Source organism: Metabacillus indicus LMG 22858 (assembly GCF_000708755.2).
Lineage (GTDB): Bacteria > Bacillota > Bacilli > Bacillales > Bacillaceae > Bacillus_P > Bacillus_P indicus.
Window position 1 is genome coordinate 1,236,163 of the sequence record NZ_JGVU02000002.1, and the last position, 25,259, is coordinate 1,261,421.

General features: G+C 43.1%; 35 protein-coding genes and 1 tRNA gene. 7 read left to right on the forward strand and 29 right to left on the reverse strand.

Annotated features, from left to right (window positions below):
* Positions 1-176: 176 nt before the first annotated feature.
* A complete protein-coding gene (locus AZ46_RS22065) occupies positions 177-389 on the reverse strand; it encodes a hypothetical protein (RefSeq protein WP_029279723.1) in 213 nt (70 codons plus the stop codon).
* 66 nt (positions 390-455) lie between these two features.
* On the opposite strand from AZ46_RS22065, the gene AZ46_RS09645 reads away from it, so the two are divergent.
* On the forward strand, positions 456-779 hold the full coding sequence (locus AZ46_RS09645) for a DUF3889 domain-containing protein (RefSeq protein WP_029279721.1): 324 nt from the start codon (positions 456-458) through the stop codon (positions 777-779).
* A gap of 57 nt (positions 780-836) precedes the next feature.
* On the opposite strand, the gene AZ46_RS09650 is transcribed toward AZ46_RS09645, so the two are convergent.
* The 9 genes from AZ46_RS09650 to comGA all read right to left on the reverse strand — a co-directional run bounded on the left by AZ46_RS09650 (position 837) and on the right by comGA (position 5,572).
* On the reverse strand, positions 837-1,016 hold the full coding sequence (locus AZ46_RS09650) for a YqzE family protein (protein ID WP_029279719.1): 180 nt from the start codon (positions 1,014-1,016) through the stop codon (positions 837-839).
* A gap of 25 nt (positions 1,017-1,041) precedes the next feature.
* Positions 1,042-1,560: a shikimate kinase gene (locus AZ46_RS09655; RefSeq protein ID WP_029279717.1), complete on the reverse strand. Its 519-nt coding sequence runs from the start codon at positions 1,558-1,560 to the stop codon at positions 1,042-1,044.
* A gap of 73 nt (positions 1,561-1,633) precedes the next feature.
* The gene (gene comGG / locus AZ46_RS09660) at positions 1,634-2,008 is read right to left on the reverse strand and encodes a competence type IV pilus minor pilin ComGG (RefSeq protein ID WP_029279716.1); all 375 of its coding nucleotides are present in this window, start codon (positions 2,006-2,008) and stop codon (positions 1,634-1,636) included.
* The gene (comGF, locus tag AZ46_RS09665) at positions 2,005-2,544 is read right to left on the reverse strand and encodes a competence type IV pilus minor pilin ComGF (protein WP_267881654.1); all 540 of its coding nucleotides are present in this window, start codon (positions 2,542-2,544) and stop codon (positions 2,005-2,007) included. Before comGF ends, comGG begins: the two co-directional genes overlap by 4 nt.
* Entirely contained in the window at positions 2,429-2,737 is a 309-nt protein-coding gene (locus AZ46_RS21935; RefSeq protein WP_029279712.1) for a hypothetical protein, read from the reverse strand. Before AZ46_RS21935 ends, comGF begins: the two co-directional genes overlap by 116 nt.
* The gene (comGD, locus tag AZ46_RS09675) at positions 2,724-3,173 is read right to left on the reverse strand and encodes a competence type IV pilus minor pilin ComGD (RefSeq protein ID WP_029279711.1); all 450 of its coding nucleotides are present in this window, start codon (positions 3,171-3,173) and stop codon (positions 2,724-2,726) included. The genes AZ46_RS21935 and comGD overlap by 14 nt, the downstream gene beginning before the upstream one ends.
* Complete coding sequence (gene comGC / locus AZ46_RS09680; RefSeq protein ID WP_029279709.1) at positions 3,151-3,462, reverse strand: competence type IV pilus major pilin ComGC; 312 nt, start codon at positions 3,460-3,462, stop codon at positions 3,151-3,153. Before comGC ends, comGD begins: the two co-directional genes overlap by 23 nt.
* A gap of 18 nt (positions 3,463-3,480) precedes the next feature.
* Positions 3,481-4,515: a competence type IV pilus assembly protein ComGB gene (gene comGB / locus AZ46_RS09685; protein ID WP_029279707.1), complete on the reverse strand. Its 1,035-nt coding sequence runs from the start codon at positions 4,513-4,515 to the stop codon at positions 3,481-3,483.
* On the reverse strand, positions 4,505-5,572 hold the full coding sequence (comGA, locus tag AZ46_RS09690) for a competence type IV pilus ATPase ComGA (protein ID WP_029279705.1): 1,068 nt from the start codon (positions 5,570-5,572) through the stop codon (positions 4,505-4,507). The genes comGB and comGA overlap by 11 nt, the downstream gene beginning before the upstream one ends.
* A gap of 196 nt (positions 5,573-5,768) precedes the next feature.
* On the opposite strand from comGA, the gene AZ46_RS09695 reads away from it, so the two are divergent.
* A tRNA-Gln gene (locus tag AZ46_RS09695) sits at positions 5,769-5,840 on the forward strand.
* A 369-nt stretch (positions 5,841-6,209) separates the two neighbouring features.
* Here AZ46_RS09695 and AZ46_RS09700 read toward each other — a convergent pair.
* Together AZ46_RS09700 and AZ46_RS09705 are read right to left on the reverse strand one after the other, a co-directional pair.
* Positions 6,210-6,458, reverse strand: coding sequence for a hypothetical protein (locus AZ46_RS09700; protein ID WP_029279703.1), 249 nt, complete (start codon positions 6,456-6,458; stop codon positions 6,210-6,212).
* Between the two features lie 182 nt (positions 6,459-6,640).
* Positions 6,641-7,021 (reverse strand): Spx/MgsR family RNA polymerase-binding regulatory protein, encoded by a 381-nt coding sequence (locus AZ46_RS09705; RefSeq protein ID WP_035207135.1) that lies wholly within the window; start codon positions 7,019-7,021, stop codon positions 6,641-6,643.
* A 268-nt stretch (positions 7,022-7,289) separates the two neighbouring features.
* Between AZ46_RS09705 and AZ46_RS09710 the strand changes: the two genes are divergently transcribed.
* Entirely contained in the window at positions 7,290-7,535 is a 246-nt protein-coding gene (locus AZ46_RS09710; protein WP_029279699.1) for a DUF2626 domain-containing protein, read from the forward strand.
* 54 nt (positions 7,536-7,589) lie between these two features.
* On the opposite strand, the gene AZ46_RS09715 is transcribed toward AZ46_RS09710, so the two are convergent.
* On the reverse strand, positions 7,590-8,678 hold the full coding sequence (locus AZ46_RS09715; protein WP_029279696.1) for a class I SAM-dependent methyltransferase: 1,089 nt from the start codon (positions 8,676-8,678) through the stop codon (positions 7,590-7,592).
* 8 nt (positions 8,679-8,686) lie between these two features.
* A complete protein-coding gene (locus AZ46_RS09720) occupies positions 8,687-9,319 on the reverse strand; it encodes an MBL fold metallo-hydrolase (RefSeq protein ID WP_029279694.1) in 633 nt (210 codons plus the stop codon).
* 81 nt (positions 9,320-9,400) lie between these two features.
* Here AZ46_RS09720 and AZ46_RS09725 point away from each other — a divergent pair, with 81 nt between their 5' ends.
* Both AZ46_RS09725 and AZ46_RS21495 read left to right on the forward strand, forming a co-directional pair.
* Positions 9,401-9,847, forward strand: coding sequence for a hypothetical protein (locus AZ46_RS09725; protein ID WP_029279692.1), 447 nt, complete (start codon positions 9,401-9,403; stop codon positions 9,845-9,847).
* Positions 9,848-9,930: 83 nt separating this feature from the next.
* Positions 9,931-10,104 carry a DUF2759 domain-containing protein gene (locus tag AZ46_RS21495; RefSeq protein ID WP_029279690.1) on the forward strand — a complete coding sequence of 58 codons (174 nt, stop codon included), beginning with the start codon at positions 9,931-9,933 and terminating at the stop codon, positions 10,102-10,104.
* A 63-nt stretch (positions 10,105-10,167) separates the two neighbouring features.
* On the opposite strand, the gene AZ46_RS09735 is transcribed toward AZ46_RS21495, so the two are convergent.
* The 13 genes from AZ46_RS09735 to AZ46_RS09785 form a co-directional block, all read right to left on the reverse strand.
* Positions 10,168-10,476, reverse strand: a complete 309-nt coding sequence (locus AZ46_RS09735; protein ID WP_029279688.1) for an MTH1187 family thiamine-binding protein — start codon at positions 10,474-10,476, stop codon at positions 10,168-10,170.
* A gap of 22 nt (positions 10,477-10,498) precedes the next feature.
* Positions 10,499-11,596: a YqgU-like beta propeller domain-containing protein gene (locus AZ46_RS09740; RefSeq protein ID WP_029279687.1), complete on the reverse strand. Its 1,098-nt coding sequence runs from the start codon at positions 11,594-11,596 to the stop codon at positions 10,499-10,501.
* A gap of 51 nt (positions 11,597-11,647) precedes the next feature.
* A complete protein-coding gene (locus tag AZ46_RS09745) occupies positions 11,648-12,790 on the reverse strand; it encodes a M14 family metallopeptidase (protein WP_029279684.1) in 1,143 nt (380 codons plus the stop codon).
* Between the two features lie 133 nt (positions 12,791-12,923).
* Positions 12,924-14,807: an LTA synthase family protein gene (locus tag AZ46_RS09750; protein WP_029279683.1), complete on the reverse strand. Its 1,884-nt coding sequence runs from the start codon at positions 14,805-14,807 to the stop codon at positions 12,924-12,926.
* A gap of 349 nt (positions 14,808-15,156) precedes the next feature.
* Positions 15,157-16,125, reverse strand: a complete 969-nt coding sequence (locus tag AZ46_RS09755; RefSeq protein ID WP_029279681.1) for an ROK family glucokinase — start codon at positions 16,123-16,125, stop codon at positions 15,157-15,159.
* A gap of 67 nt (positions 16,126-16,192) precedes the next feature.
* Positions 16,193-16,393 (reverse strand): YqgQ family protein, encoded by a 201-nt coding sequence (locus tag AZ46_RS09760; protein ID WP_029279680.1) that lies wholly within the window; start codon positions 16,391-16,393, stop codon positions 16,193-16,195.
* Between the two features lie 147 nt (positions 16,394-16,540).
* Positions 16,541-17,710: a rhomboid family intramembrane serine protease gene (locus AZ46_RS09765; protein ID WP_051865389.1), complete on the reverse strand. Its 1,170-nt coding sequence runs from the start codon at positions 17,708-17,710 to the stop codon at positions 16,541-16,543.
* Positions 17,711-17,897: 187 nt separating this feature from the next.
* The gene (locus tag AZ46_RS22190) at positions 17,898-18,074 is read right to left on the reverse strand and encodes a hypothetical protein (protein ID WP_087946341.1); all 177 of its coding nucleotides are present in this window, start codon (positions 18,072-18,074) and stop codon (positions 17,898-17,900) included.
* 67 nt (positions 18,075-18,141) lie between these two features.
* Positions 18,142-18,912 carry a DUF92 domain-containing protein gene (locus AZ46_RS09770; RefSeq protein ID WP_029279677.1) on the reverse strand — a complete coding sequence of 257 codons (771 nt, stop codon included), beginning with the start codon at positions 18,910-18,912 and terminating at the stop codon, positions 18,142-18,144.
* On the reverse strand, positions 18,905-19,471 hold the full coding sequence (locus AZ46_RS09775) for a 5-formyltetrahydrofolate cyclo-ligase (protein WP_051865516.1): 567 nt from the start codon (positions 19,469-19,471) through the stop codon (positions 18,905-18,907). The genes AZ46_RS09770 and AZ46_RS09775 overlap by 8 nt, the downstream gene beginning before the upstream one ends.
* Before the next feature lie 63 nt (positions 19,472-19,534).
* Positions 19,535-19,684, reverse strand: a complete 150-nt coding sequence (rpmG, locus tag AZ46_RS21500; RefSeq protein WP_070875478.1) for a 50S ribosomal protein L33 — start codon at positions 19,682-19,684, stop codon at positions 19,535-19,537.
* Between the two features lie 109 nt (positions 19,685-19,793).
* Entirely contained in the window at positions 19,794-20,843 is a 1,050-nt protein-coding gene (locus AZ46_RS09780; RefSeq protein ID WP_051827297.1) for a sugar phosphate nucleotidyltransferase, read from the reverse strand.
* Between the two features lie 6 nt (positions 20,844-20,849).
* Positions 20,850-22,535 carry a glycosyltransferase family 4 protein gene (locus AZ46_RS09785; RefSeq protein WP_029279671.1) on the reverse strand — a complete coding sequence of 562 codons (1,686 nt, stop codon included), beginning with the start codon at positions 22,533-22,535 and terminating at the stop codon, positions 20,850-20,852.
* Positions 22,536-22,731: 196 nt separating this feature from the next.
* Between AZ46_RS09785 and AZ46_RS09790 the strand changes: the two genes are divergently transcribed.
* Entirely contained in the window at positions 22,732-23,079 is a 348-nt protein-coding gene (locus AZ46_RS09790; protein WP_029279669.1) for a hypothetical protein, read from the forward strand.
* Positions 23,076-23,552 (forward strand): MltG/YceG/YrrL family protein, encoded by a 477-nt coding sequence (locus AZ46_RS09795; protein WP_029279667.1) that lies wholly within the window; start codon positions 23,076-23,078, stop codon positions 23,550-23,552. Before AZ46_RS09790 ends, AZ46_RS09795 begins: the two co-directional genes overlap by 4 nt.
* A 100-nt stretch (positions 23,553-23,652) precedes the next feature.
* On the opposite strand, the gene phoU is transcribed toward AZ46_RS09795, so the two are convergent.
* Positions 23,653-24,312 (reverse strand): phosphate signaling complex protein PhoU, encoded by a 660-nt coding sequence (gene phoU / locus AZ46_RS09800; RefSeq protein ID WP_029279665.1) that lies wholly within the window; start codon positions 24,310-24,312, stop codon positions 23,653-23,655.
* Between the two features lie 99 nt (positions 24,313-24,411).
* On the reverse strand, positions 24,412-25,236 hold the full coding sequence (pstB, locus tag AZ46_RS09805; RefSeq protein WP_029279663.1) for a phosphate ABC transporter ATP-binding protein PstB: 825 nt from the start codon (positions 25,234-25,236) through the stop codon (positions 24,412-24,414).
* Positions 25,237-25,259: the final 23 nt, after the last annotated feature.

A 25,259-nucleotide genomic window follows, 5' to 3' on the forward strand; every position in this document is an offset into this window, starting at 1 on the left:
GCGAATAAAAACAGGTTCAAATTCCGCTATTTTTCTTTTTAAAGAACGTTTACCGCCGATTTCCTCCAATTTTCTTTAATAATCTTACTAAATTTAAACATTATAAAGAACAATCACTAGCATGCCGCATTCTTCATTAAAAACAAAAAAGCCTGTCTTTGCAGGCCCCCTCTTTCTCAATCTCCTCCGCCGCCACCGCCGCCGCAGTCTCCCCCGCCTGAATCCCCGCCGCCGAAGAATCCAGAATCAGAATGGCAGTCTCTGCCATTGTCTGAACTCGTATACGTATAACCAGAGGAGTCCCTGTGCCTGCTCCTTTTTTTGTTATCACCAGCGATCCCCATTACTGCCAAAATTCCGACAAATACAACCATTAAGAAAAATCCCATTTTAAATCCCCCTTTGAATAGCAGCATGTTTTTTGGAAAAAATAACTAACAAGGACGGTGAATATCATGAGGAAAACCATTTTGCTTTTGCTGCTTCTCCTTATATACGGTCTGCAGCCGGCTTTGGTTTCACAATCAGCAAATGTTTATGCGGAAAAGCATACAGACTGGAAAAACGTAGCGGTGAAAGAAACGAAAAAAAGATATCCGCTCTCACAAGTATTGTTTACCCAAAAAATCTGGGACAACACCAAGAAAAATCAGACGGTCAAACAATACAAGGTGACATTGCGCGAGGGAATGAAAGACATCGGGGTGTTTGTCACCATCTCTTACGATGCAAAAACAGAAAAAATCAAAAAGATACAGGTTCTGGAAGAAGCGGATTAAACCGGTGTAGAACACGAAAGAAGGTACCTCTCTCCAAGGTACCTTCTTTCATTGAAGCTATTTTCTTCTTTTTAAGAAAAACATAAATGCAAAGGGAAGGATACCGAACCACCTGCTTGCAAACGGCGACTTCTCCGTTTTTCGCATTGTTTTTATTGCCTTCCGCTCTTCTTTTGGAGTATCCATATATCTGACCAGCTGCTGAGTCATATATTTCACATAATCATTCGTAGACACTGCAAACACACCTCATACGCACTTTTTAGCTAGTATGCCGCGTTTCCAGCTCTTTTATACGTTCAATCAGTTCATCTGCCAGCTGTTCTATGGTTTTTCCCTCTGTTTTGATTTTTATCGTACAGTCCTCATATGCATTTACGCGTGACTCATAGAGCGATGAAAGCTCTTCTTTTGAAGCTTTTGAAGCTAGCGGCCGGTTTTCATCCTGCTGCACACGTTCAAAAATGACATCAAGATCGGTTTGAAGGAAAATCACAATGCCGCTCTCTTTCATTTTTTCCCTGTTCACTTTGCGCACAGGCAGTCCGCCGCCTGTCGTTATCACAGCATTTTCGGAAGGCGCACGCTCAATCATCTGTGTTTCTAGTGAACGGAACACCTCTTCCCCGTCTTCTTTAAAGATGTCTTTGATCTGCTTTCCTGCTGCGTGTTCAATCATTTGATCAGTATCTAATACAGGGCATCCGAGTTTTTCGGCAAGAACCTTGCCTACAGTCGTTTTTCCGGTCCCCATAAATCCCGTGATAAAAATTGGCTTCACTGCTGTTCACTCCGCTTGTTTTTCAACTACCTTACCACAGAATCAGGATGCAGGGAACTGCTCTGCAGGTAAATCAGTAGACCGTCCAATCAGTCATTTCTCCGGAATTCAGATTGTACGTATATTTTGCTGATGAAAAATGGCCTGTATTAAGTTTTGCAGCAAGTGATACCAGCAGTTCGCCTTCACCTTTTTCAGCAGCCGTATAAGTGATGGAACCATCGTCCGTCTTTATTTCATAGTGGTTTACCCCTTCTTGATCAGCAATGGACTGCATCGAATGCTGAACACCGCAAAGGAGCAGATTCTCAAGAATCATTGAACGTTCTCTCTCGCTGTAAAACTTTTTTTCTGCTGTGAATACTGCTGTCTGGTGAAGGAGAATCAGCAAGATAAAGAATGCGATCATTGAAACAGACGGCAGGATAAATCCTTTTTCATTTCTCATCCAGACCGCTTCAATCCTAAAAAGCTTCTGAATGTGCACCTGTAGGTTTTGCCTGAAGTACTGACAACTGTGAGCAGGGCTCCCCCTTCGATTTGGGTGAATTGCATATCCTTCACATGTCTCAAGCAAATAATGTGGCCGGTGTTATTCACCTGTCTACGAATCATCGTTCCATACTTTTCAAATTCAATGCTTCTTCCCGTTTTCGAGGTAAATGAAAGCATTTGGTCCTGGACTTTGAAGCCGGTGCCTTCTCTGAATTCAATGGCTGCCTGCTGCTGAAAGATCTCCCATTCCAGCGGATTTATGTCCCGTTTATCTTCCGACACTCTGTATAGATGGGGAATAAGCAGAGCTGACGATGCTGTAATCACAGCGAATATACTGAAAGAAAACAGCATATTCAAGAACGTAAAACCGCTATGGTCTGAAAGAATAGAGGCATTCCGTTTCGAGCTTGCCTTTGTAGCTCCACTCAATGCATGCTTTTTCGAGCTCTCCCGAAGCACTCCAGCTGATATCCTTTCCTTCTTCATTGTGTTCTCCTTCCTTATACGCGCGCTTTTCAATGATTGACTGCAATTCAGTGACTGCTTCATGTTTAAGGCGCGTTTTTTCCCGTTCCTGACTGATATACATAGAGGCAGGGATCAAAATCAGCGAAATCATAGACCAGATGCTAAAAGCCATAACCGTCTCAGCCAATGTAGTGCCGCTATCGTTCCTCAACGCCCATCCTCCCCATCCCCATGTAAAAAATCATGTTATATCGTTTTTTGCGGTATTGCATGACAATCGTGCCGCTGTCAGAGAGCCTCCCGTCAGGAGTAAACTGAACTCTCGCTTCCATCGTGGAAGGCGTTAGCAGGATATCCGAATCATACGAAACGGTATAGAGTCTCTTCGGGGATATCCCCCCTTCTGTACCTATATACCTGTGGTTAGCAGGGTCAAATAACAGGACGATCGTTTTTTTATTTGAAATGGCGTACTGCTGGGCATATAAAAGATCCTGTTCAAGAGTCTTGAAGAAAAGCTGAGCAGGCTTTTGACTTTGAAATGGCTGAAGGATGAAAACAGCCGTCCCTGTCATCACAGTAACGATGCTGATTACGATGACGGTTTCCATAAGCGTGAACCCTTTATTCGGCTGCAGACGCCTCACCGACTTTTCCCTCCGAATCAATAGTAAGCGCCGTGCCATTTGGACATGCAGGTGCTTCTTCAAGGTACCCTGCCGTCACAAGGGCTTCGATCGTCGCAGTCTTTTTCGTTTCAATCTGATAGGCTGAGGCTTGGGCCTGAACCGTATTTTTTAGCCCTTCACATCCTTTGCTCTGGATGTTTGCGTGATGCTTTGTAATATTGGGAATGGTGATCAAAAGCAGGACGGATATGACAAGAAGGACAATAAGCATTTCAATCAGTGTAAATCCCTTTTCATTTTTAACCATAATCAGACTCCTTTCCCGTTATAAAGCTTCCATCATGTGATACATGGGCATAATCATTGACAGGTACATGATCAGGACTGTAATTCCCACGGTGATATAGGCTGCAGGCTGAATCATCAACAGCCATTTCATTGTTTTGTCTTCTAGCCTTTCAAGAACAAACTGGCTGTATGTATACAGCTCTCTTGCAAGCCTTCCATTTGCTTGTCCATGGCCGACGACCTGACTCATTTCCTTTTCGTAAAAACTGTTATGGCTTATGAGGGTTTCAAATCTCTCCCCCTTTTTTAAATGTTCAATAAACCATTTCGCCTCATCTCTGTAAAACGGAAGAAAATTCTGATGTTCAAAAACCTTGAGAGATTCATAAATCGATAAACCGCTTTTCAGGAGATTGCTCAGCTGCAGGGAAAAATAGTAGCTGTTAATGAGAACAATGATTTTTTTCCATACCGGAATTTTCAGCATAAATCTCATTTTTCTCTGAGGTTTAAAGGCTCTCAGCCGGACCATGTAATAAACACCGCCAAGCATCAGCAGGACGAGGCTTCCAATCACCGCTGATTTTACTGCTTCAAACAGGAAAAACAGAAAATGTGTCAAAAAACTGGGTTCAAGGTTCATGGAATGGTAGATCTGCTGAAACTGAGGGGCAATGACAGATTGTGAGAGGTAAAAGAGAATGCCAATTGTGAAGAAGAGAAAAAGAGGATATTGCATAACCTTCTGCCATTTTTCGCGCTGCACGACTTTTCTGCTGAGCATATCTCCAGCTTCTTTGAAGGCGGCATCCAGATCCCCGTGCTTCTCGGCAAAATACAAATAGCTTAGAACTTCACGGTGAAAGGATAATTCTTCAAAAGCCGAACGGATCGACTGACCTGCAGAGAGCCTTCTCAGACAATGAGCCACATCCCCGCTTTTATCTGCGCGAAGATCAATAGAAGTAAATTTTAACGCTTCATTTAGTGTATAGCCCTTTTCTAAAAGATTGCTCATCCTCTTCAGAAATTGCGATTGATCCTTAAGGCTCCATCTTTTTTTAGTCTTCATAGGCATACATCCACTTATGAAGAGCATAAGACGGCAAGTACCCCAGGGCAATCCCCTTCTTTATCGCATCCTTTAAGGTGGCATAATCACATTCGACCTTTTCCCCGCGTGCTTCTTTTATGGCAAGTGTAAGGTTTTTCCCGTACAGCATTTCAAAGATTCCAAGTCTCCTGACGTTTCTCATTTTTTTACACTGCGGTGAGCATTCGCCCTCGCAAAATGGACATTTGACACCGACAAGCCTCTGAGCAACGACAGCTAGAAAGGTCTGCTCAATTTCAGACAGGCTTACATCAAATTCAAGCATTCTGTAAATCGCGCCTTTGGCATCTCTTGTATGCATCGTCGACAGAACCAAATGTCCTGTGAGCGCTGCCCTGATTGCAATTTGTGCAGTTTCCCGGTCTCTGATCTCACCGACCATTATGATATCCGGGTCGTGCCTGAGTATGGCCTTCAGCCCGACCGCATACGTGATCCCCGCTTTTTCATTAACCTGTACCTGCAGAACCTCGGAGCTTTTCGTTTCAACCGGATCCTCAAGCGTTATAATGCTGCGGTTAAAATGTTTTTTGGCATAATGAATGAGAGAATAGAGAGTCGTTGTTTTTCCGGAACCGGTTGGACCCGTAAAAACCATTAAACCGTGGGAATGGTTTAGAAAAGAGAGAAGTTTTTGTGCGGACTGCGGAAAAAGCGACAGCTTGGTGACGGAAGGGATGCAATCATTCGGGAGAATTCTGATCACTAGACTTTCTTCAAATACGGTAGGAAGAGTGGACATGCGAAGCTGAACATTGATTGCCTCATTTGACAGAGCAAGTGAACCGTTCTGCGGCCTCCTCCTCTCGCCAATATCCATAGAAGCAAGAAATTTAAAATGGGCGATAATCCTGCCACAGACTTCTTTGCGGATAATCCTTTTTTCAATGAGATCATCATCAATTCTGTATTGAATAACCGCGTCTGTTTCCCTGGGAACAAAATGAATATCAGAAGCGTTAAGCTCACAAGCTTCTTCAACAATTCTTTCACTGAGCAATTCGATGGAATTCATGATTTCCTCCTTTCTGTGCGGCTACTGAAAGACTACCTCATTTAAAGAGAAAGCGCACATACCGAAAAGTCAATTTTCGGGACAAATCAGGAGTTCTATAAGGGCGAAAACCTCATTTTCCCCTTGAAGAAAAACAAAAAATAGAGCGGCAATGAATAATTTTACCAGTTTTGCCCATACTGTATAAAGTCTTTAATGGGCTATAGCCAAGCGGTAAGGCAACGGACTTTGACTCCGTCATGCGCTGGTTCGAATCCAGCTAGCCCAGTACGAAAAGCGGAGCCTTCCGTTTAGCTCCGGGAGTCAGATAAGAAATCACCCAAAAAGGCCGGTTTTGCCTTTTTGGGTGATTTTGTTCTGGCAGAGGAGTTGGAAGGCGCAGCTGGACACCACGAAAAGCGGAGCCGACTGTTCAGCCCTGACAGGCAGAAAAGAAATCACCGGAAAAGTCCGGTTTTGACTTTTTCGGGGATTTTGTTCTGACGGAAGGGCTAGGAGGCGGAGCTGGACACAACGAAAAGCGGAATCGCCCGGTTAGCTCCGGGAGTCAGATAAGGAAACAACGAAACGGCTGTTCAACCTTTGCACAGGCCCCTTAACACAAAAAAACCTGCGGATAAACTTATCCGCAGGTTTTTTAAGCGTTTCTTTTCGCATAATAAATATATGGCTTCCTCTTAGATTTGAGCAATGACGGTTTTAGATAGTAAACCCTGTACCCGCTGTTCAGGATTTCATATTCTATATATTTCAGCTTGTTCTTTTTAGCGAACTCTTTGGAAGCTTTTTCAATGCTTGACTCATCTGTAATAAAATTCGGGCTGGAGTAGTCTGTTGCTACATTCCGGTTGCCAATGCCTTCTAAGAAAAATTGAATTTCTGTCATCATCATTCCACCCTTTTCGTTCTTTATAATGAACCATCTGTATTCACTATACAAAGAAAAGGCTGAAATGAAAATCTTCAAATTCGGGCAAATTTTTAAGTTATCCCATCATTACTAGGTATTTCTGCATAATTCTCATGAATTCTTATTATTTTGTTCCCTATAAAGAACGGGAGAGCTTTTTATGAAACGGATTTTTGTACTTCTTTCTTTTTAGAAAGCTTTGTCAGGGCTTGAGGATTATAGCCGACGACCAGTTTTTTTCCGTCTGTGATAATAGGCCTTCTAAGTAGTTTGGGCTCGTCGATGATCAGTTTTATCACATCTGAAAGCGGCAGTTCATCAATATCCAGGTTCAGTTCCTTGTATGTCTGGCTGCGGGTCGCCAGAATCTCATCCATGCCGTCTGTTGTAAGCTGAAGGATTTTTTGAAGTTCTGAATAAGTAGGAGTTTCGCGAAACAAATGTTTTTCATTGAAATCAACGTTATGTGCCTTAAGCCAATGCTTTGTCTTTCTGCATGATGTACAGCTCGGATAACTATAAAAAACCAATTCGTTCATTGTCTTCATCTCCCATTTTATATTGTTTTTTTATGATCAATTTTGTTTAGACGGCAGCTGTTCAACTTGTATAAACCAATTGTACAGCAATTGTTTAACTTTTGTACAGCAATAAGCCTCGATTTCAACAAACTTTTTTAGGTTTGTTTACACTTTGTGACATAATTGGTACTTCTAGAATGTAAACGCTATTTACAAGGACGTTGGACGTACTTTATAATAAAAAAAGTGATGGACTTAGGGACTCAAACAAAGGAGGGATTGACATATGGATCGCATGTTCCGAGTATTAGGCTTCTGGACTGGCATCTTCGCTGTCATGTTTTACCTGGGAGATATGAAAACGACTTCATTATTATTCTTCGGTCAGACGGGATTTTTCGTGTTTTTATCTTATCTTAAACTTTCTGAGCGCATGTACATTTACGTGTTCGGCGCATATTTAACGATTTTCTTCGTGGGCTTTACATATTGGACTACATTTATGATGGTTCCTGGGCAAGGCGGTCACTAAGATCAAACCCCAACAAACTTATCAAAATAAAAATGGTGACCTGCAAAATGCAGGTCACCATTTTTTATAAATGTCATCAGTCAGGCGCTCAATACCTTTGCCATGCAGAAACACATGAAACGCAGAACTGATGTTGCCTGGCATGATCAGGTCTCTTACAGCTCTGTTTTGTTTGGCAGACGGGCTGAAAGGATCCCTGTGGGAATGCTCATGGAGAAATGAAAGAATTCCCGCATTCATCAGAAACTGATCCTGCCTTTCTTTCACGAGCAGGTTCCACCCAAGCTCTTCCGCTTTTTTCTCATACGCATCAAAATGGATATGTGTTGTTATATCCATTTCAAACGGGTGAAGAAGCGGCGGCATCATTTGATGTCTGAAATATCCCCTCATGCTCCCCTGCTTTCTTGCAGGAGTGTGCCACTCTGCGTTTGTGTAGCCATAGTCCACCATTGCGATGACAGCAGCCTCACAAGCATGATCCAGCATCCGCATATAGCTGAGCATAGCCAGCGGCACTTCAAAGCGCTGGCCTTCTGAGAGCTCAATATTCTGCCACAGCAGGAAGGAAGCAATCTCTTCATTCTTGAGAGGCTCGAATTCTTCAACTAGCGCGCCATTTTTATATGCTACTTTCACTTCAAACAGCTGTGAATCTATTTTGGCAACTACATGTACAGGGAAGGCATCAAACAGTTCATTTGAGAAGATGATCCCTCTGAAATTTTCAGGAAGCTGCTCCTGAACAGAAACGGCAAGATCTGCGCATCTTTCCATTTGAAGGTTTCTGTGAAATCCGCTTCCTTCAACAGAAATAACCGTTAAAGCCTCATAAGTACGAGGTGAACAATTTTTCCATTCCAAAAGAAGTGCTTCCAGAAATCTGCCTGTGCCCCCGCCGATTTCACAAAACGCCGGTTCAGCGAGGTCTTTTTCAACCATCCTGGAAAAAAAGGCTGCAAACACTTTCGCATAAACATCCGAAACATTGCTCGAGGTGTAAAAGTCTCCGCCTTTTCCTATCTTTTGCCGGGTACTTGAATAATAGCCGTGCTCAGGATGATAGAGGACAAGGTTCATATACTCCGCATAGGAAATAGAGCCTCCCTGCCGGTCAATCAGATCGAAGACAAGCTGTTTCATGGCAGTTCCTAAAAACCGTTTAAAAATGGATTGCTGTCCATTTCGGCTCCTATCGTTGTATCCTGTCCATGCCCAGGCAGCACGACCGTGTCTTCAGGAAGGTTCAGCAGTTTGTCATGGATGCTTTTAATCAGCTGGCGATGATTGCCTTCAGGAAGATCCGTCCGGCCAATGCTGCCCGCAAACAGAGCATCTCCGGAGACGACAAATCCGCTTTCCTCAAAGAAAAAGGAAATGCTTCCCGGTGAGTGGCCCGGCGTTTCCAGCACTTTGCAGGAAAAAGACCCTGCATTCAGAATGGTTTCCTCATCAATTAGATGGTCGGCATCTTCAGCTGCAATAGATTGTCCAAGAAAAGCGTTTGACCCGTTCTTAGCGGGATTTCCAAGCCACTTTTTTTCAAGTCTGTGTATGTAGACAGGAATTTTGTATTCATTGCGCACGTCGTCAACAGCGCCGATATGATCAAAATGGGCGTGTGTCAGAAGCACTGCCATTGGCTTCAGGCCGCGTTTTTGCAGGTGCTGAATCAATTTATTTCCTTCGCTCCCCGGATCAATGACCAGGCATTCTTTTTCGCGGTTGGAGATGATGTAGCAATTTGTTTGGAGAGGACCTAAAGGAAGCTGCTCCCAGTTCATATAAACACCCCGTTGCATGCATTTTCTTTCTATTCTACACTAAAAAGGGAAACAACTAAAAGAAGGAGGGGCTGAAAAAGGGTGAAAAGATTATGGGGAATCGAATGGACCAGTGGTGCCTCTGCTGAAGCTATTCAGGAATATGACTGGATAGACAGAGCGGATATGATCACGGTAACAGACTGCAGCCGTCTTGTCTCAAAGCTGAAAGAAGAAAAGCATACTCTGATAGAAGATGTGCATGAGCTGCTGCAGACAGATCTGAGTGTGCTGTACGGTACATTTACTGACTATGGCTTTACAAGTGAAGCCGGCCGCCATTATTTCCTTTCAGAGATGATCCTTTCGTTCAGACTCACAAGCGGCGATCCTCTCCAGAAACAAATGTGCAGACTTCAGACAGAGGAGCACTTGATTGCAGAGAATGACAGCGTTTTATTCACTGATGCAGACAATTTCGAGCTCATGAAAAAAATGGCTGATTCATATGGGGTCTGTATAGAATTCGGGCCTCGACAAACAGAATGAAAACGTTTAAACTATTAAAAGGAATATTTTGCTTTTCTTCATGATTTTATGAAACGACTTACATACGTCAGGGGGCTACAAATATGGGGTTAGTTATTATTTTTGCTCTAGTTACATTGCTGTCTGTGCTAGGATTGCTGCGCTCGTTTAAAGACAAAAATGTAATGGGCATTGTTTTCGCCGGCGGAACACTTGCTGTTTTCGGATGGTTTACGGTAATGACCATTCTTCACCATGGATTTCCGACTGCTCACTAACAGGCAGCAAAAAACGGCCATACGGAGTGCACATGCACTCTGTGTGGCCGTTTTTGTTTTTTACTACTGATGGGCATTTACACTTTTAAGCTTGCTTTCCATTGTAGACTTTTTGTCTCTCCGGTCATCGATTCGGATATTGGTGGCCACTCTTTGAATCCCTTTCTCAAAAGGAGACTCGTGAATCGCCTGAATGACTTCAAATAAATCCGGCAGCTCTCCTTCGATAAGCGTATTCATCGGGGTAAGCTGAAATTTAATCTTGCCTTCCGCTTCATATCCTTTGAGGATTTTTTGAACTGCTGCTACATACTGGCTTACACTTGCCGTTTCGGTGCCTATTGGTATGACGGTTACATCTGCTATGGCCATATTCGTTCCTGCCTTCTTTTTTTCATTTAACGATACTCTTAATTTCACCATCTTTCAAGTGAATGAGCTTTTCCCGGTATGACCCGTACAGGGCATATTCCCCATCAGGTGAAAGACTGATCGGGCTGTTGTCGACATTCTCAATGATTGTACTCATTGTTTCTTTTTCCGGGTCAACAGCAGTCAAATCGAACTTCCCTTCCGTATCTCCCGGAATAAAAGTATAGAAAACACCTTCTGCCGTGTCATATTCAGGAATAAGCCACTCGGAGTATAAAGGAGTTAATGGAACGTCAAATGAATAGAGAAGTTCCCCGTTTTTGAAAAACAAATACGTGCCGGTTGATTCCTCTTCATTCTCTACTTTTATTGAGAATGTGTATTCTCCAAAATGCGCATGTGAGATAATGTGTTCTTCAAGAATCCGTTCTTCCTTTGTCTGCAGAGAATAAGCTGCAAGCGGAGCTGTGAGCTGCGGTTCTGCTTCATTCCATTTTAGATAAGTGATTTCATCATCAGTGAGCCACTGAATAAATGGAAGCTCGACCGGGTTTTTCTCAAGCGAATAATCACTCATTGAAAGGAGAAAGGTTTCAAAAGACCAGTTTTCATCAAAAGCTGTGATGAAAAGCTTTTCTCCTGAAGGACTCCATGAAAAATTCAGTTCAGTTGACGGGAATGACCGCTCTGTCCTGATATTTCCTGATTGATCAAGGACCGTGATGCTTGCCTCATAGCTAGTGGGGCTGGAGTGGACGGCGAGCAAGCCCGATTCCCGGCTGATTGACAATTGAACGATGGATGCCTCTGTTTCAAAGAACGGCTTTCTTTCTCCTGTGAACAAATTATATTGGTAGACGACGGACCCGCCGGCATTTTCGCTTAAATAATAAATGCTGCTCTCATCTGCCCAGTCTTCAGCCGAAAAGAATTCTGAGTCCGAAAGCGGGACAAGATCTTTTTCTGCTGCCTTGTCTGCAGACATGTCTTTCTCATTCGTTTGCTCTGATTTAACTGCCTTTTCGTCCGGGACATCCCGAGATTGATGAGGCTCCTGCGAGCAGCCGGCAGCAATTATGACAATAAATAGTAAAGCGGTAAATCGTCTGGCTCTCATCATCTCGTCTCCCCTCTTCTTATCTTGTAATACGTTCAGACTTGCTGAAAAGTTTCAGGATTTCAGCATATATAATGAAGCCCAGAAAATGCCTCTGCTTTTTTTGTAAATGTCATCGAACTGACTGAGAGGAAGAGGATTCACTCCCGTCCCAAGCTCTATAGTATACCCGCATTTCTTCTTCACCAAAACAAACCAGTCCCTGAATCCCGCATGACTGTCAATGGTTCTGATCGCTTTATAGCCGCTCTGCCTGCTGAATTCTTTCACGATGATGCCCGCTTGTTCCGGCTCACAGTTCATGTATCCCCAGTAGATTTCTTCGCCCTGGGTATGAACAGCGACAACCATATCAAAGTTTTCTGTCTCCACAAGCTTTGCCATCATAATGGATTCCGGTTCAGTCAGCGGCGCGTCACCCGGGTAATCCCTTGAAGACGGAGCTTTAGGAATTTTTCTCTCCTTTTCAATCTCCCAGTTCGCAGGATATTGATTGTTCAGATCCACTCCATTAATATTCGCCTTCCACTGTTCAAAATCAAGGCTGTTATTGTTCATGTGAAGCGTCGAATGATAGTGCGAATTATCAGACGGCAGTCCGTTCAGTACAAGCTGTACACCGTCAGGATTGACCATCGGGACAAAAGAAAGGGATACTTGCTGATATAAATCCATTGCGGAATGACCTTCAAATGACCCTCCGTCAACAACCGCTTCTAAATATTCATGGAGCCAGTTCATCAGGACAGATGTTGTAATCCATTCATTTGCATGAAAGGAGCCGTTCATATGAACTTTTTTGGGTCCGTTTCCAATTTTAAGCTCATATACTGGCAGCCCCAAAACACTGTGTCCAATTGTCCGTTTTTCTACAAAAGGATAGGCATGAAGGATTTTTTCCAGATCTTCAAGCAGAACAATGTAATCATATGCTCTCGTCTTCTGGATAAACTCAGGTGATGGCGGCAGTGGAAGCTGCCCCTCATAAAAGTCTATTATATTCCTAATATGCGGTGCATTGAAAGTGGACGATATGTGACATTTTACATTCTCGGTAAAAGGTATGCGGAGCGTTTCTCCTGAAAGGATGCAGGCTGCGGAACATGCCGGATTTGCCTCAAATAGGAGCTGTTCATGTATATTCAGCAGATGGGACAGTTCTTTTAAATGTGTATCCCTTTTCACTCTGACAATCATTACAATCCCCCCAAAAAATGTGCTTATATTCAGCATATGATTACATGCGGGCTTTCTTGTTAAAGCATTTATTAAAGAAGGGAATCAAAGAGAATAAAAAAAGCTTTGGCACAGGGCCAAAGCTTTTGCAGGTTTACTCTTTTTTCTCATTTTCCTTTTTCATTTCATCATAGAAACGAAGGAGGTCACCATAGATGATTTTATCGGAGTAGTTAAGCTCCTGTTTCGCTTTATCCATATATGGTTCACACGCATCCTTGTCTTCAGCAGGCTGCTCTGTTGATTTGTCGTAGCATGTGCCGCTTGTGTAGACAAATTTGTCTGTGATGAAGCTTCCATCACGTAGAACCGTAAAAGGAAGTTTATCTTTTGAGAAGAGATCCTTGCCGAATTCAATCTCATCTTTCGTCTCTACGCCAAGCAAATGCATTAGTGTAGGACGAATATCGATCTGTCCTGAAACGTCAGAAATGGTTTTAGGATTTTTATCCGTCACTCCAGGGATGTGAATGACAAAAGGCACTCTCTGAAGCTGAATTTCATCGTACGGCGTCACTTCTTTGCCGAGGAACTCGCCCATCGCAGCATTGTGGTTTTCAGAAATACCGTAGTGGTCACCGTAAAGGACGATAATGGAATTCTCGTAAAGCCCTTCATCTTTTAGCTTCTGAATGAAGTGCTTTAAGGCTTCATCCTGGTAACGCACAGTCGGGAAATAGTTATTCAGCGTTTTGCTGTTTGAGTTAAACTCATCCACCATTTTGTCTTCTTCGTTCAGTTCAAACGGGAAATGGTTGGTAAGCGTGATATGCTTGCTGTAAAACGGCTGGGGAAGTTCTTTCATATGGTCAACAGACTGTTCAAAAAACTCTTTGTCTTTTAATCCCCATCCGACAGAATTTTCTTCGTTTACTTCATAGTCATTTACATCAAAGAACCTGTCATATCCAAGTGCCTGATACATGATGTCACGGTTCCAGAAGCTTTTATTATTGGCATGGAAAACAGCCGAATAGTACCCTTGCTCTTTAAGAAGCTCAGGAGCAGCTACATATTCGTTGTTGCTGTTTGTAAAGAAAACGGCTCCCCGGCCTAGCGGATACAGGGAATTCTCTACGATAAATTCAGAATCGGACGTTTTCCCCTGTCCTGTCTGATGATAAAAGTTGTCAAAGTTGTAGCTTTCACCGATAAAATCATTTAAAAATGGCGTGATTTCTTTGCCGTTAATGGTTTCGTTAATGACAAAGCTCTGAGTCGATTCCAGTGAAACCAGGATTACGTTTCTGTCTTTTGCAATGCCGAACATGTCTTTGTCCGGTTCCTTCTTATTCGCTTTTACATAGTTCTCAATTTCAGTCAGGCTGTTGCTGTCTGCAAGAGCGCGCTGTGCAGATGTTTTAGACTGCAGCACGCCGTCATAAATGTGGAAATTATAGACGCTGATGTTTTTCACAAGCATTTCACGGTCAAATGAACGTGTAAGCAACTGCGGACGTTCAGTCTCAGCCAGTCCCAGGTTGAAGAAAAAGATACCGGCAACAAGCAGATAGAAAGCTGATTTTTCTTTTCTTGTGACGGCGGCACCTGCCTGAAAGCGCGGACGCTTCATAAGCCAGGCAAGAATGACAATGTCAACAAGCAATAGCAGATCAAGCGGTTCAAACAGGGAAGAAATACTGCTTCCGAGGTCACCCATATTGCTTGTCTGAAAAAGAACCGGAATTGTCAGGAAGTCATTGAAAAATCGGTAAAAAACAATGTTTGCAAGCAAGACAAACGTTACGATCATGCTCGCAGCAAGGATATATCGGTTGCGGTTTTTCTCTTTCATGAACAGGCCAAAGCCGAAGATAAACAAAAGAAAGCTCAGGGGGTTAATAAACAGGATAAACTCTTGGGTGAAATTTTCAATTTTGATATCAAAGCTAGTTTTGTAGACAATGTATGTTTTGATCCACATGAACAGTGTCGCGATAAGCAAAAATGAAATTTTTGAAAATGATTGGATACGCATTTCATAACCTCCTCATTCGTTAGAACCTGCGCAGTCAAGATCTCGTTTTTTTATTTTTTTAAATTCTCTTTAATTTCCATAAATTAGGCAGATTGAACAACTAAACCATATCTTAATACTTCTTTAACAAAAAATCAATCGTTTTTAACACTTAGCTTACAATAGGCTGATAGAATTGTAATGTTGTTCAGCTTATTCGTTTTACCCTATAGTTAGACGTATAAAACCCAAAAAGGTTTCAAAAATGCCAAAGTAAATATCTTCTGAATATTCTTTAAAATAAGAAAGGAGCCTTATCTGCTTTGATAAGGCTCCTTTTAGTATTGCTTTCCCGGGCTTTTATATGCGATTAAACCGCGGAAAGTTTTGTTTTTACAAGCCACGCTCCGCCAATAACGCCAGCATCATTGCCAAGAGTTGCAATGGATATGGACGCGCCTTCAGCCACACGCGGGAATGCATAACGCTTGAAATACTTCTCTGTGTTTTTTCTTAAGTGCTCTCCGGCTCTTGAAACTCCCCCGCCGATTACAATCTTCTCAGGATTCAGACCGTTTGAAAGGTTTGCAAGTGCAAGTCCAAGCTGCTTCGTAATATATTCAACAACTTCCGATGCAAGAGCATCTCCCTGTTCAGAAGCTTCAAAAACATCTCTCGACGAAATGCTGCCGTTTTCGGCATAAAGGGTTCTGAGGCTGCTCTGCGCATCACTTTCGCTCAGTTTTTCAACGGCAAGTCTTACAATGCCCGTTGCAGATGCAATTGTCTCTAAGCAGCCTTCTTTGCCGCAGTTGCAAGGTGCTCCGCCTTCAGTCACAGAGGTAATGTGTCCTATTTCTCCCCCTGCACCGTTTACACCATGCACAACCGTTCCGTTTGAAATGATGCCGCCGCCGACTCCTGTGCCAAGCGTTACACATATAACATCCGTCGCTCCGTCTCCGGCTCCCTTCCACATTTCGCCGATCGCTGCGATGTTTGCATCATTGTCAATAACGGCTCTGAGGCCTGTCTCAATTTCAAGGTGATGCTTTAACGGGTAATTTTTCCAGCCGAGGTTCACTGTTTCATACACAAGTCCTGTTTCTAAATTCACAGGGCCCGGTGCACCCATGCCAATGCCGGCAAGCTTCGCTTTTGTCTGGCCAAGCTCTGAAAGTTTGGCGTCAATTGCCTTTGCAATATCTGTCGTAATGGTTTTTCCGCTTTTATCTGTAGGGATCTCCCATTTTTCAATCATTTCGCCGTAATGGCTGATAAATGCCATTTTAATTGTTGTACCGCCAAGATCTATTCCAACCAGCCATTTATCTGTCATAATATGTCATCCTTTTTTGTTGTAGTCTTAGAGAAACCGTTTGCACAATCATTTAAAACAGCAGGAGCTATTTCTTTTCAAGAACCCGCTGCCTTTCCTGCCTAAGAAGCAGGATTGCCATTTGGTAGTCCTTTACGTCCATTAGGTTTGATTCATATATTTGCCTGATTTCCATTTCCATCAGTTCAAGATCAGCTGCTCTGTCTCCAATATATATGATCGTTCCCATTTTTTTCAGAAACTGCTGAATATCGTAAATCGTTTTCATCATTACACCTGCTCATTTCATAGATATTCTGCATGAACCTACATAAAAGTATAAAGGAATGTCACTTTCCGTCAAGAGGATATTTTAAAATTCAAAACTGGAGTGTATTTTTTCAGGGAACAAAAAAAGAGCGGGCCCCGCTCTTCGCTACAATCCCTTTATCAGAAGCGAACCGTAAAGATACAGCCCCCCTGTAAAAAACAGAGCAAGAACTGCTCCTGTCAGCCGCAAGCCCCATTTCTTCTGTTTGGGCAGCTGCACCATCAAAGCTGCAAGAAATCCTCCTGCAAGACCTCCAAGATGACCGGCGTTATCCACTCCTGGAAATGCAAAACCAAACAGCAGATTCAAAACGATGATAAAGATGACATTTGTTCCAATTGTCCTGAAAAACAGCTTTGGCTTATCAATGCCCATATAGAGCAGGGCTCCGAAACATCCAAAAATGGCGCCTGATGCCCCCGCGGATATGGAAGGGCTGAATGCAAAGCTCGCTAGCGTTCCTGATGCTCCCGCAAACAAATATATAAGCAGAAACCTTACAGATCCGTACATTCTCTCAACCGCCCCCCCTATATAAAGAAGCGCCAATGTATTCATCAGCAGATGGAGGATTCCGATGTGAAGAATAATAGGAGTGAACAAACGCCACCATTCCCCGTCGGCAAGCAGCGGGTTATATTTCGCCCCATAGTCAACAAGCGTCTGGGGGTTCTGGCTGCCTCCTGAAGCTTCAAGAAGCATAAACATGCCGACCTGCAAACCGATAAACAAATAGGTGAAAAGAGGTTTTCCATAACGGAAAAGCTGTCTTTCTTCATTCGCTTTCTTATTTGAATGAAAGATGGCCTCCTTCTTCAACAAGCCTATGTCTGCTTCTTCTGCATCTACCAAAAACGGCAGCCTTTTCCCAAGCAGCGCTTCAAGATAGTCAATCATCTTCTGCTCATTGTCTTTATGGATGACAACCGATTTAATGGTTGTTTTTCCTTCCTGATGAGGTCTTTCGGTCCGGTGTTCCCAATCATCAACCGGCGGATAGGGGGAAAGATAAATATTCAGAAGCTGGACAGGGTGCTTGAATGTTTGCGCGCGGAGCCTATCTATTCTGAATGCGGTTCTCTCGATATCCTGCTGAAGCTGGCTGCCCCAGTCCAGGTCTATCTGCAGAATGCGTATAAGCTGAAACTCTTTATTTTTATTTGGAGCAAGCAGAATTTCGCGATCATCGTCCGAAAGACGGATGATCTGATCATTATGCCGCGTGACAGCATCGTGAACATATTTCCAGAATATTTGTTCCTGCCTTATTCCCATATGCTTCACTCCGACCTTTTTAAGTATAGTATATCAACTCCATGCATCCCTGTTAAGAAAAGCGCCTGTTACTGAATTTTATGAAAAGCCGCCAAATATGCATTGATTGCGTTTCAATATCCTTTTTTATGCTGCTGATTATGTATATGTCTGCAAAAAGATAAAAAAGCACCTGCAGGAGGCGCTTTCAGCGGAAAACACGAAACATAAACTTATTGCGGATAAACGGTATCCTCATCGACAGCTGTATAAACTGGTGCCGGATGGCCGGGCTGCTCAGAACAGCATTCATCAGCCTGTAGCGGTACTGATAAAAGACAAGAGCTCCGAGTATAGTCAAAAGTACAGAATTCACTTTTCGCATGATCATCCCTCCTGCTATTACTCTCTGCGGGAGATCACGGTTTTATCCATGCATCATTCACTTTCGGTTAATAAAAAAGAAAGACTAGCAATGCTGCACCAAGGATCGCGGTGAAATTAACGGCATCATTATCAAGAAAGCCGCCAATTTTCTCTCCTTCAGTATCGCAGTGCATCTTTTTTTCTGTTGTTTTTCCGCATGCAGGGCATTGAAACTGCACCTGAACGGCCGCACCGAGAAACGTATCAATCAGATTTCCGGCGAACCCTATAAGAAAGATCAGATAGAACTCCATCGGCTCAAGAGCAAAGACAGCATATGCACAAAGGGCTATCAGCCCGGACCCTGCCGCTGCGGCTGCTGTGCCGAGAACGCTGACTGCTCCTGATGTTCCTTTCTCCACTTGTTTCAAGGAAAAAATCATTCTCGGCTTTTTTCTGCTCAATGTTCCAATTTCTGAAGCCCAGGTGTCAGCATTTGCTGCAGCAATTGCTGCACTGTAGACAGCAAATCCTCCCTCAAATGGAAAAAATGCATAAAGAATGCTTAAAAGCGAGGCAGCCCCTCCATTTGCAAACACCTGAACGGCATCCCTCTGATCTCCTTTAACAAGCATCTCTTCAACACTCGCTTTTTGATTCCGCTTGTACTTGCTCCATAAGCTTGAGCTTCCAAAAAACACGCCAAGCAAGATCAGTCCCGGATAACCAAAGCCTGCATAAATGGAGATGCCGGTAAAAACCGCTGCCGCTGCACCGCCAAGCGTTAAAGATTTCAGCTTACATCCTGCAGCAGAAATGCCCAGAATAAACAGAATGGCAATTAAAAGATCAGCCACTTGTCAAGATCACCTCATCTTCAGTTATGATCTTCCTGACCGGAATATCATGATGTTCTGCAGGAAGGTCCGGCAGAATTTGTTGAGAAAAGGCAAGTGAGACCGTCATCCCTCCAAATGAAGGAAGATACCTGTCATAATAGCCTCCCCCGTAGCCGATCCGGTACCCCAATTTGCTAAAACAAACCCCGGGAACAAATAGTAGATCCATTTCGTCAGGCGTCACTAAGGATGTTTTTGACACAGCAGGTTCCTTTAAGCCGTAATAAACAACCTCCAGCTGATCTTCTGATGTATACGTGCGAAATTCCATTTCCCTGGTTTTCGGCAGGCATCTCGGAATAGCTACACGCTTGTTCATCTGCAGCGCTTTTTCAATGATACGATTTGTGTCAACTTCCATGCCTCGTGAGATTGTAATGCCAATCGTCTTGCTGTCTTTCCAGCAGGAGGACTGAAAGAGTTGTTTATGTATACGCCCGCAAAGGCTTCTGTATGTATCAGGTTCCATCTCAGATAATTCGTCCAGCATTTGTTTTCTCAATGTTTTTTTCAGCATCAGCCATTCTCCCTTTGCTAAAATTCGCGTAAAAAAAAACAGCAAGGAAAAAATTCCTGCTGCTTACTTTGTTTCGCGGTGCAATGTAACCTTTTTCTCTCTAGAGCAGTATTTTTTAAGCTCCATACGATCTGGGTTATTACGTTTATTCTTTTTAGAAATGTAATTACGTTCGCCGCATTCTGTGCAAGCTAATGTAAGATTAACGCGCATGTTGATTTCCCTCCAAACTGAAAAAACTTATACTAAATCAGACTTAACTATAATAGCATTTTTAAAAAATAAATGCCACATTATTTTCAACTTTTATTTCATACAGATGTTAGGAATTTTTTTTCGTGTACTCTTGCCAGGCATTTGCCGTCTCTTCATTCATATCAGCGAGAGCTGAGTGATCTTGAATCTGGCACTGTCCGATCATCCCGCCAAGGCTGCACGATTTTCCTACATAGCTGTTTTCCCACAGAATGGAATGTGTAACAGAAGATTTTTCGTGGATGATGGCTGATTCAGACAATACAGTGTGAGGCCCCACTGTCGCCCCTTCATGTATGATCGTATTGCTGCTGATATAGATTGGCCCCTTCAAAGTCACATCATCATGGATCGTGACACCGTCCTCCATCCAGATGCCCTTGGCAATCTCTTTTCCCTTAGGGGCGAGATTCACTCGATGTTCAAGCATATCAAATTGTGCTTCGCGGTAATTTGAGAGAGTTCCAATATCCGACCAGTACCCCTCCGCTCTGAAAAGGGAGATAGTCTCTTTATTTCGGATCATTTCAGGGAACAGATCATTGCTGAAATCACTGGATGCAAACTCTTCCAGGTAAGAGAAGATGCTTGGATTGAAAATATAGATCCCCGTATTGATGGAGTGATCTGAAAGGTCATTCCACTTCGGTTTTTCAAACATCCTGCTGATATGGGTTTCTTTTGAAAGCAGCACTCCGTATTCAATTGGGAGATCAAGCGGCTTTGTGAAGATTGTCGCAGCCGCACCGTGTGACAAATGATGATCAATGCCTGCGGTTAAATCAAAATCGGTCAGAATGTCCCCGCTGATGACAAGAAAAGGTTCTGTCAGAAGCTCTTCTGCAAGCTTGACGCTCCCTGCTGTGCCAAGAGGCATTTCCTCTTCACTGTATGTGATTCTGATGCCCCACTTCGAACCGTCTCCAAAATAGGACCTGATGGCTGACGACAAGTAATGTACGGTCATAATAACATCATCTATACCATGCCTTTTGAGAAGCTCAAGGCTATATTCCAGTACGGGCTTATTCAGTATGGGCACAAGCGGCTTTGGACAATGATTTGTAAGCGGTCTGAGCCGGCAGCCTTCTCCGCCTGCGAGGATAACAGCTTTCACTTTACTTCAGCTCCTTGTCTTTATGGAATTCAGCACTTCATATTCTTCTATCACTTGCTCTGCAAACAGATCATAGGAAAAACGCCGCGAAACGTCAGACAATCCTTCCTTCGCAAGGCGATCTGCCCATATTTTATTTGTTAGTGCCTCTAAGATAGCTGATGTTAAAGCTTCCGAATTCCCCCGCTCAAATAAAAGACCGTTTTCCCTATGCCGGATGATTTCTTTAAGCCCGCCGGTATCAGATGCAATTGTAAGCTTACATGCTGCCATGCTCTCAAGGGAGATCATTCCAAAGGGTTCATACAAACTTGGCACAACGGTCATCTCACAGTTCTTAAAACATATATGAAGAGGTGCATCGTCTAAAAAACCAAGAAATATGACATGATTTTGAACGTTCAATTCTTTCGCTAGTTTTTCATATTCGCTGCGGTATGGCCCATCTCCTGCAATTATAAGCCTAATTTCAGGAAAACGCTTTAAAATTTCCGGCATGGCTGCAAGCAGCACGCCGAATCCTTTTTCGGGGACCAGCCGTCCCGCTGCAAAAATATATGGCTCTCCAGATAAAAAAAGAGGTTTTTTGTTTTTAGAATTTTTATCATTCATATTACTTTTTAGCGGATTTATTCCATTATAGATGACCGCAGACTTGCCGGGGGCCATTTCTAATTGATCTTCAGCTTGTTTCTGCATATATTGGCTGCATACGATGACCCTGTCAGACTCTTTAACAAGCCTTTTTTCTTCCATAGTAATGTGTTTCTGCAGCGGGGTACATGCGGACCCGTTTCGCCCAATTTCTGTCGCATGTATGGTCGCTGCAAGCGGAACTCCCCAACCTTCCCTTACAGCCCGTCCGGCCCCGGCAGTCAGCCAGTCATGTACGTGAACAAGATCAAAGGAGAGGCCTCTATTTCTTTTCAAAAACTGAACGAAGGCAAAGTTCATGTTCAGCACCCACTCTTCAAGGCTAGTGCTCGTCTTATACAGGGGTTGTAGCCTGAAAATGTGCAGAAAAGGCGCCGGGTTCTCATAGCCTTGCAGAGCGGGGTCCGCTGCAGCGGTTAAGAGAATGACTGTTTTCTTTTTTTCAGCGAGGGCTTGAACAAGGACATGCACATGACGGCCTAGTCCGCCAATAAGATTTGGCGGATATTCTGTTGAAATCATAAGGACAGAAGCGTGAAGTTTGTGAAGCGAGCTTTTGACCTCCTCCACATTCTGCATATTCGTGTTTAAGTCCTGTAATATTACCGGTTCTTTTTCATCTGGAACATCCCCATATGAGGTGTATCCGGAAAAGCAGCGCTTCCAGTTCGTTCTGGAATAGGCCGATCGCCAATCTGAACTGCTGCCGCTGCCTGTTTCTCCATGAACGGAGTCTGATCTTGCAAGTGTAAGTTCTCTGCTTTGATCATATAAGATGAGGTCGGCAAAGTAGATGGCTTCCGTCCCGCTGTATGGAATAAATGCGTGCCTTTCCTTTTGCAGCTCTATATCCTTATAAGCAAGAAACCCTTTTGCCTGCCTGAAAATGCGGATCTTTTTTCCAAGCAGGCAAAACGCTTTGCCGAATAGAGTGGACACAATCCTTTGATCCGGCTCATCGATATCCCAGCTAGCATACAAACCTGACTGTTTTTGGGCGAGTCTGATCCCTGTCTCCTTTTCATGAATGATATCCACTGCTATTCCCCTCGCTTCACTTGCTTCAATGTCATTTCCCGCACATCCATTTCTCTCCTTATTATGACATAAATCCTGTATTTGAAAAAAGCTGATCCAATAAGGACAATTTTCGACAATATCTACGAATTTCCTTTAGTCCATAAGCTTTTTATGGTATAAAGAAAAAGGGAAAAAATATTAGAAGGTGAATAAAATGGAGATTATGATTATTGCCCTGTTTGCCGTAAGCATCCTTTTAATTGGCGTCTCATATTTTCAGAGAGATTCCGTTAAAGACATTGAACAGGAAGTAGAGCACCTGTCGGTATCATCTATGCAGGAGATCTACAAGCTGAAGAAAAAAGTCAGAGTTTTAGAAGAAGAAATTCTGCAAAACGGCCTTCAGCTTTCAGATTATGATTCAATCGATCCTCAAACGCTTCAGCGCATTGTTTTAAAGCATAATCAAGGATTATCCACTGAAGCCATTGCACGTTCTGAATACTTAAGCGAGGATGAAATCAGAGACATTCTAAAAAAGAATGAGAGGGTCCTCACATGAGCAGAAAAGGATTTCAATCGTTCGCAGCAGGAATGATTCTTTCCACATCTGTACTCGCTGCCACTCACTTTTTCGGAGAAAACAACGACAAAGCGACTGTGACTGTCAATAGAGAAGTAACTGAAAATGACATCAAAGAATACTTAATCAAAAACGGCCAGACGGCTGTTGATACGAAAGAATATGACGAATTAATCGCCTTTAAAGAAAAGGCTTTAATTGAAAAGCAAAAACAGGCTGAAAAACCTGCAGAAGAAAAACCCCAGCAGGAAAACTATACCCTTAAAATTGTAGACGGCATGGCGACTTCTGATGTTTCGCGCATTCTCGAACAGGAAGGCGTCATCGAATCCGCAAGCGAATTTAATGATTTTGTCATTAACGGAAATTATCATACAAAAGTACGCATGGGAACATTCCAGCTTAAAAAAGGAATGAGCTTCAGCGAGATTGTAAATGTTCTCGTAAAATAAAAAGGAGTGAACGCCAGAGAAATCGAGGCGTTCATTTTTCTATTCGGGAATTCCCGACATAAAAAAGCTTGCCGCGTTTGCGGCAAGCTTTTTTGATGGTTTAAGCATTAAGGTCGTATCTTCTGCCTTTTACGAGGTAGAGGACGCTTTCTGAGATATTTGTCGCATGGTCAGCTGTGCGTTCGATGTATCTGCACACGAACATAAGCTGAGTAAGCTGCTGCATAAGCTCTTTGCGCTCAGGCATAATTTCAAGCAGTTCACGAATTGTCTGGCCATATAAATCATCCACCTGATCATCCATCTCCGCTACTTGCTTGGCAAGGACCACATCTTCTTCGTTATATGCCTTAACAGACAGGGATAACATTTCAACAGCAATCGCATGCATTTTTTTAATGGTTTCAATCGGTTTGAATAACGGCTCGTCCCCGATTCTGATTGTTGATTTTGCAATATTAACAGCAAAGTCCGCCATTCTTTCAATGTCATTAGAGATTTTAATGGCGACGATAATTCTTCTCAGGTCAATGGCAACGGGCTGCTGCTTGGCAATAAGAAGGATGGCAAGGTCATTGATTTCCTCATCCAGATCATCAATTCTTTCATCATTTTCGATAATTTCAAGCGCTGCTTCTACATTTCTTGTTTCAAGTGCACCGATTGCCTCAGACAGCGATTTTACGGAAAGGCTTGCAATTTCATTTAATTTATCCTGAAGAATTTTAAGGTCATATTCAAACTTCTCTCTTACTACCATGTCGCTTCCCTCCAATAGTATCAAGCTGATGTGTTTTTCCCAGTAAATCATACAGGAATAAGCCGTGCAAACTGATTGTTTTGCACGACTTACCTTTATTTAACCGAAACGTCCTGTGATGTAATCTTCTGTACGTTTATCAGACGGGTTAGAGAACAGCTTGTCAGTATGTGCGTATTCCACAACTTCGCCGTTTAGGAAAAATGCTGTGCGGTCGGAAATACGTGCAGCCTGCTGCATGTTGTGAGTAACAATCACGATGCTGTACTGCTTTTTCAATTCCTGAACAAGCTCTTCCACTTTTAACGTCGAGATCGGGTCAAGTGCAGACGTCGGCTCATCCATCAGGATCACATCGGGTTCAATCGCAAGACAGCGCGCGATGCACAAACGCTGCTGCTGTCCGCCGGAAAGGCCGTATGCATTTTCTTTTAAGCGGTCCTTTACTTCATCCCAGATGGCTGCGCCTTTTAAGCTTTTTTCAACGATGGCGTCAAGCGTCTTTTTCTCGCGGATTCCATGAATTCTTGGTCCGTATGCAACATTGTCATAAATAGATTTAGGGAACGGATTTGGCTTTTGAAACACCATTCCTACTCTTGTACGCAGGTCTTCAACCCCGTAGCCCTTGTCAAAGATATTTTTTCCGCGGTAGATAATTTTGCCTGATGTGCGGACTGTAGGAATCAGTTCAACCATGCGGTTCAATGTTTTAATGTACGTTGATTTACCGCAACCTGAAGGTCCGATAATCGCCGTTACTTCGTTTTCATAGATATCAAGGTCAATATTTTTCAGCGCCTGGTCATTTCCGTACCAAAGATTCAGGTTATCTGTTTTATAGACGATGCTTTTTTCTTTTTCAGCCTTCGCCGCGAACTCCTCGTTTTCCTTGCGCTCTTTCACAACTTTTGTCATTTCCATCGTGTGAAACCTCCTTCATCCAT

Coding starts and splice junctions, on each gene's coding strand:
- comGF (WP_267881654.1), bottom strand. CDS start 2,544: ATGAAGAAGGAAAGGATATCAGCTGGAGTGCTTCGGGAGAGCTCGAAA.
- AZ46_RS09710 (WP_029279699.1), top strand. CDS start 7,290: ATGGATCGCATGTTCCGAGTATTAGGCTTCTGGACTGGCATCTTCGCT.
- AZ46_RS09755 (WP_029279681.1), bottom strand. CDS start 16,125: ATGACAGATAAATGGCTGGTTGGAATAGATCTTGGCGGTACAACAATT.
- AZ46_RS22190 (WP_087946341.1), bottom strand. CDS start 18,074: ATGCGAAAAGTGAATTCTGTACTTTTGACTATACTCGGAGCTCTTGTC.
- comGG (WP_029279716.1), bottom strand. CDS start 2,008: ATGAGAAATGAAAAAGGATTTATCCTGCCGTCTGTTTCAATGATCGCA.
- AZ46_RS09795 (WP_029279667.1), top strand. CDS start 23,076: ATGAGCAGAAAAGGATTTCAATCGTTCGCAGCAGGAATGATTCTTTCC.
- phoU (WP_029279665.1), bottom strand. CDS start 24,312: ATGGTAGTAAGAGAGAAGTTTGAATATGACCTTAAAATTCTTCAGGAT.
- AZ46_RS09765 (WP_051865389.1), bottom strand. CDS start 17,710: ATGGGAATAAGGCAGGAACAAATATTCTGGAAATATGTTCACGATGCT.
- rpmG (WP_070875478.1), bottom strand. CDS start 19,684: ATGCGCGTTAATCTTACATTAGCTTGCACAGAATGCGGCGAACGTAAT.
- AZ46_RS09700 (WP_029279703.1), bottom strand. CDS start 6,458: ATGACAGAAATTCAATTTTTCTTAGAAGGCATTGGCAACCGGAATGTA.
- AZ46_RS09645 (WP_029279721.1), top strand. CDS start 456: ATGAGGAAAACCATTTTGCTTTTGCTGCTTCTCCTTATATACGGTCTG.
- comGA (WP_029279705.1), bottom strand. CDS start 5,572: ATGAATTCCATCGAATTGCTCAGTGAAAGAATTGTTGAAGAAGCTTGT.
- AZ46_RS09735 (WP_029279688.1), bottom strand. CDS start 10,476: ATGGCCATAGCAGATGTAACCGTCATACCAATAGGCACCGAAACGGCA.
- AZ46_RS21495 (WP_029279690.1), top strand. CDS start 9,931: ATGGGGTTAGTTATTATTTTTGCTCTAGTTACATTGCTGTCTGTGCTA.
- AZ46_RS09740 (WP_029279687.1), bottom strand. CDS start 11,596: ATGATGAGAGCCAGACGATTTACCGCTTTACTATTTATTGTCATAATT.
- AZ46_RS09745 (WP_029279684.1), bottom strand. CDS start 12,790: ATGATTGTCAGAGTGAAAAGGGATACACATTTAAAAGAACTGTCCCAT.
- AZ46_RS09790 (WP_029279669.1), top strand. CDS start 22,732: ATGGAGATTATGATTATTGCCCTGTTTGCCGTAAGCATCCTTTTAATT.
- comGB (WP_029279707.1), bottom strand. CDS start 4,515: ATGAAGACTAAAAAAAGATGGAGCCTTAAGGATCAATCGCAATTTCTG.
- AZ46_RS09720 (WP_029279694.1), bottom strand. CDS start 9,319: ATGAACTGGGAGCAGCTTCCTTTAGGTCCTCTCCAAACAAATTGCTAC.
- AZ46_RS09775 (WP_051865516.1), bottom strand. CDS start 19,471: ATGCTGAAAAAAACATTGAGAAAACAAATGCTGGACGAATTATCTGAG.
- AZ46_RS09705 (WP_035207135.1), bottom strand. CDS start 7,021: ATGAACGAATTGGTTTTTTATAGTTATCCGAGCTGTACATCATGCAGA.
- AZ46_RS09715 (WP_029279696.1), bottom strand. CDS start 8,678: ATGAAACAGCTTGTCTTCGATCTGATTGACCGGCAGGGAGGCTCTATT.
- pstB (WP_029279663.1), bottom strand. CDS start 25,236: ATGGAAATGACAAAAGTTGTGAAAGAGCGCAAGGAAAACGAGGAGTTC.
- AZ46_RS09750 (WP_029279683.1), bottom strand. CDS start 14,807: ATGCGTATCCAATCATTTTCAAAAATTTCATTTTTGCTTATCGCGACA.
- AZ46_RS09760 (WP_029279680.1), bottom strand. CDS start 16,393: ATGAAAACGATTTACGATATTCAGCAGTTTCTGAAAAAAATGGGAACG.
- AZ46_RS22065 (WP_029279723.1), bottom strand. CDS start 389: ATGGGATTTTTCTTAATGGTTGTATTTGTCGGAATTTTGGCAGTAATG.
- comGC (WP_029279709.1), bottom strand. CDS start 3,462: ATGGTTAAAAATGAAAAGGGATTTACACTGATTGAAATGCTTATTGTC.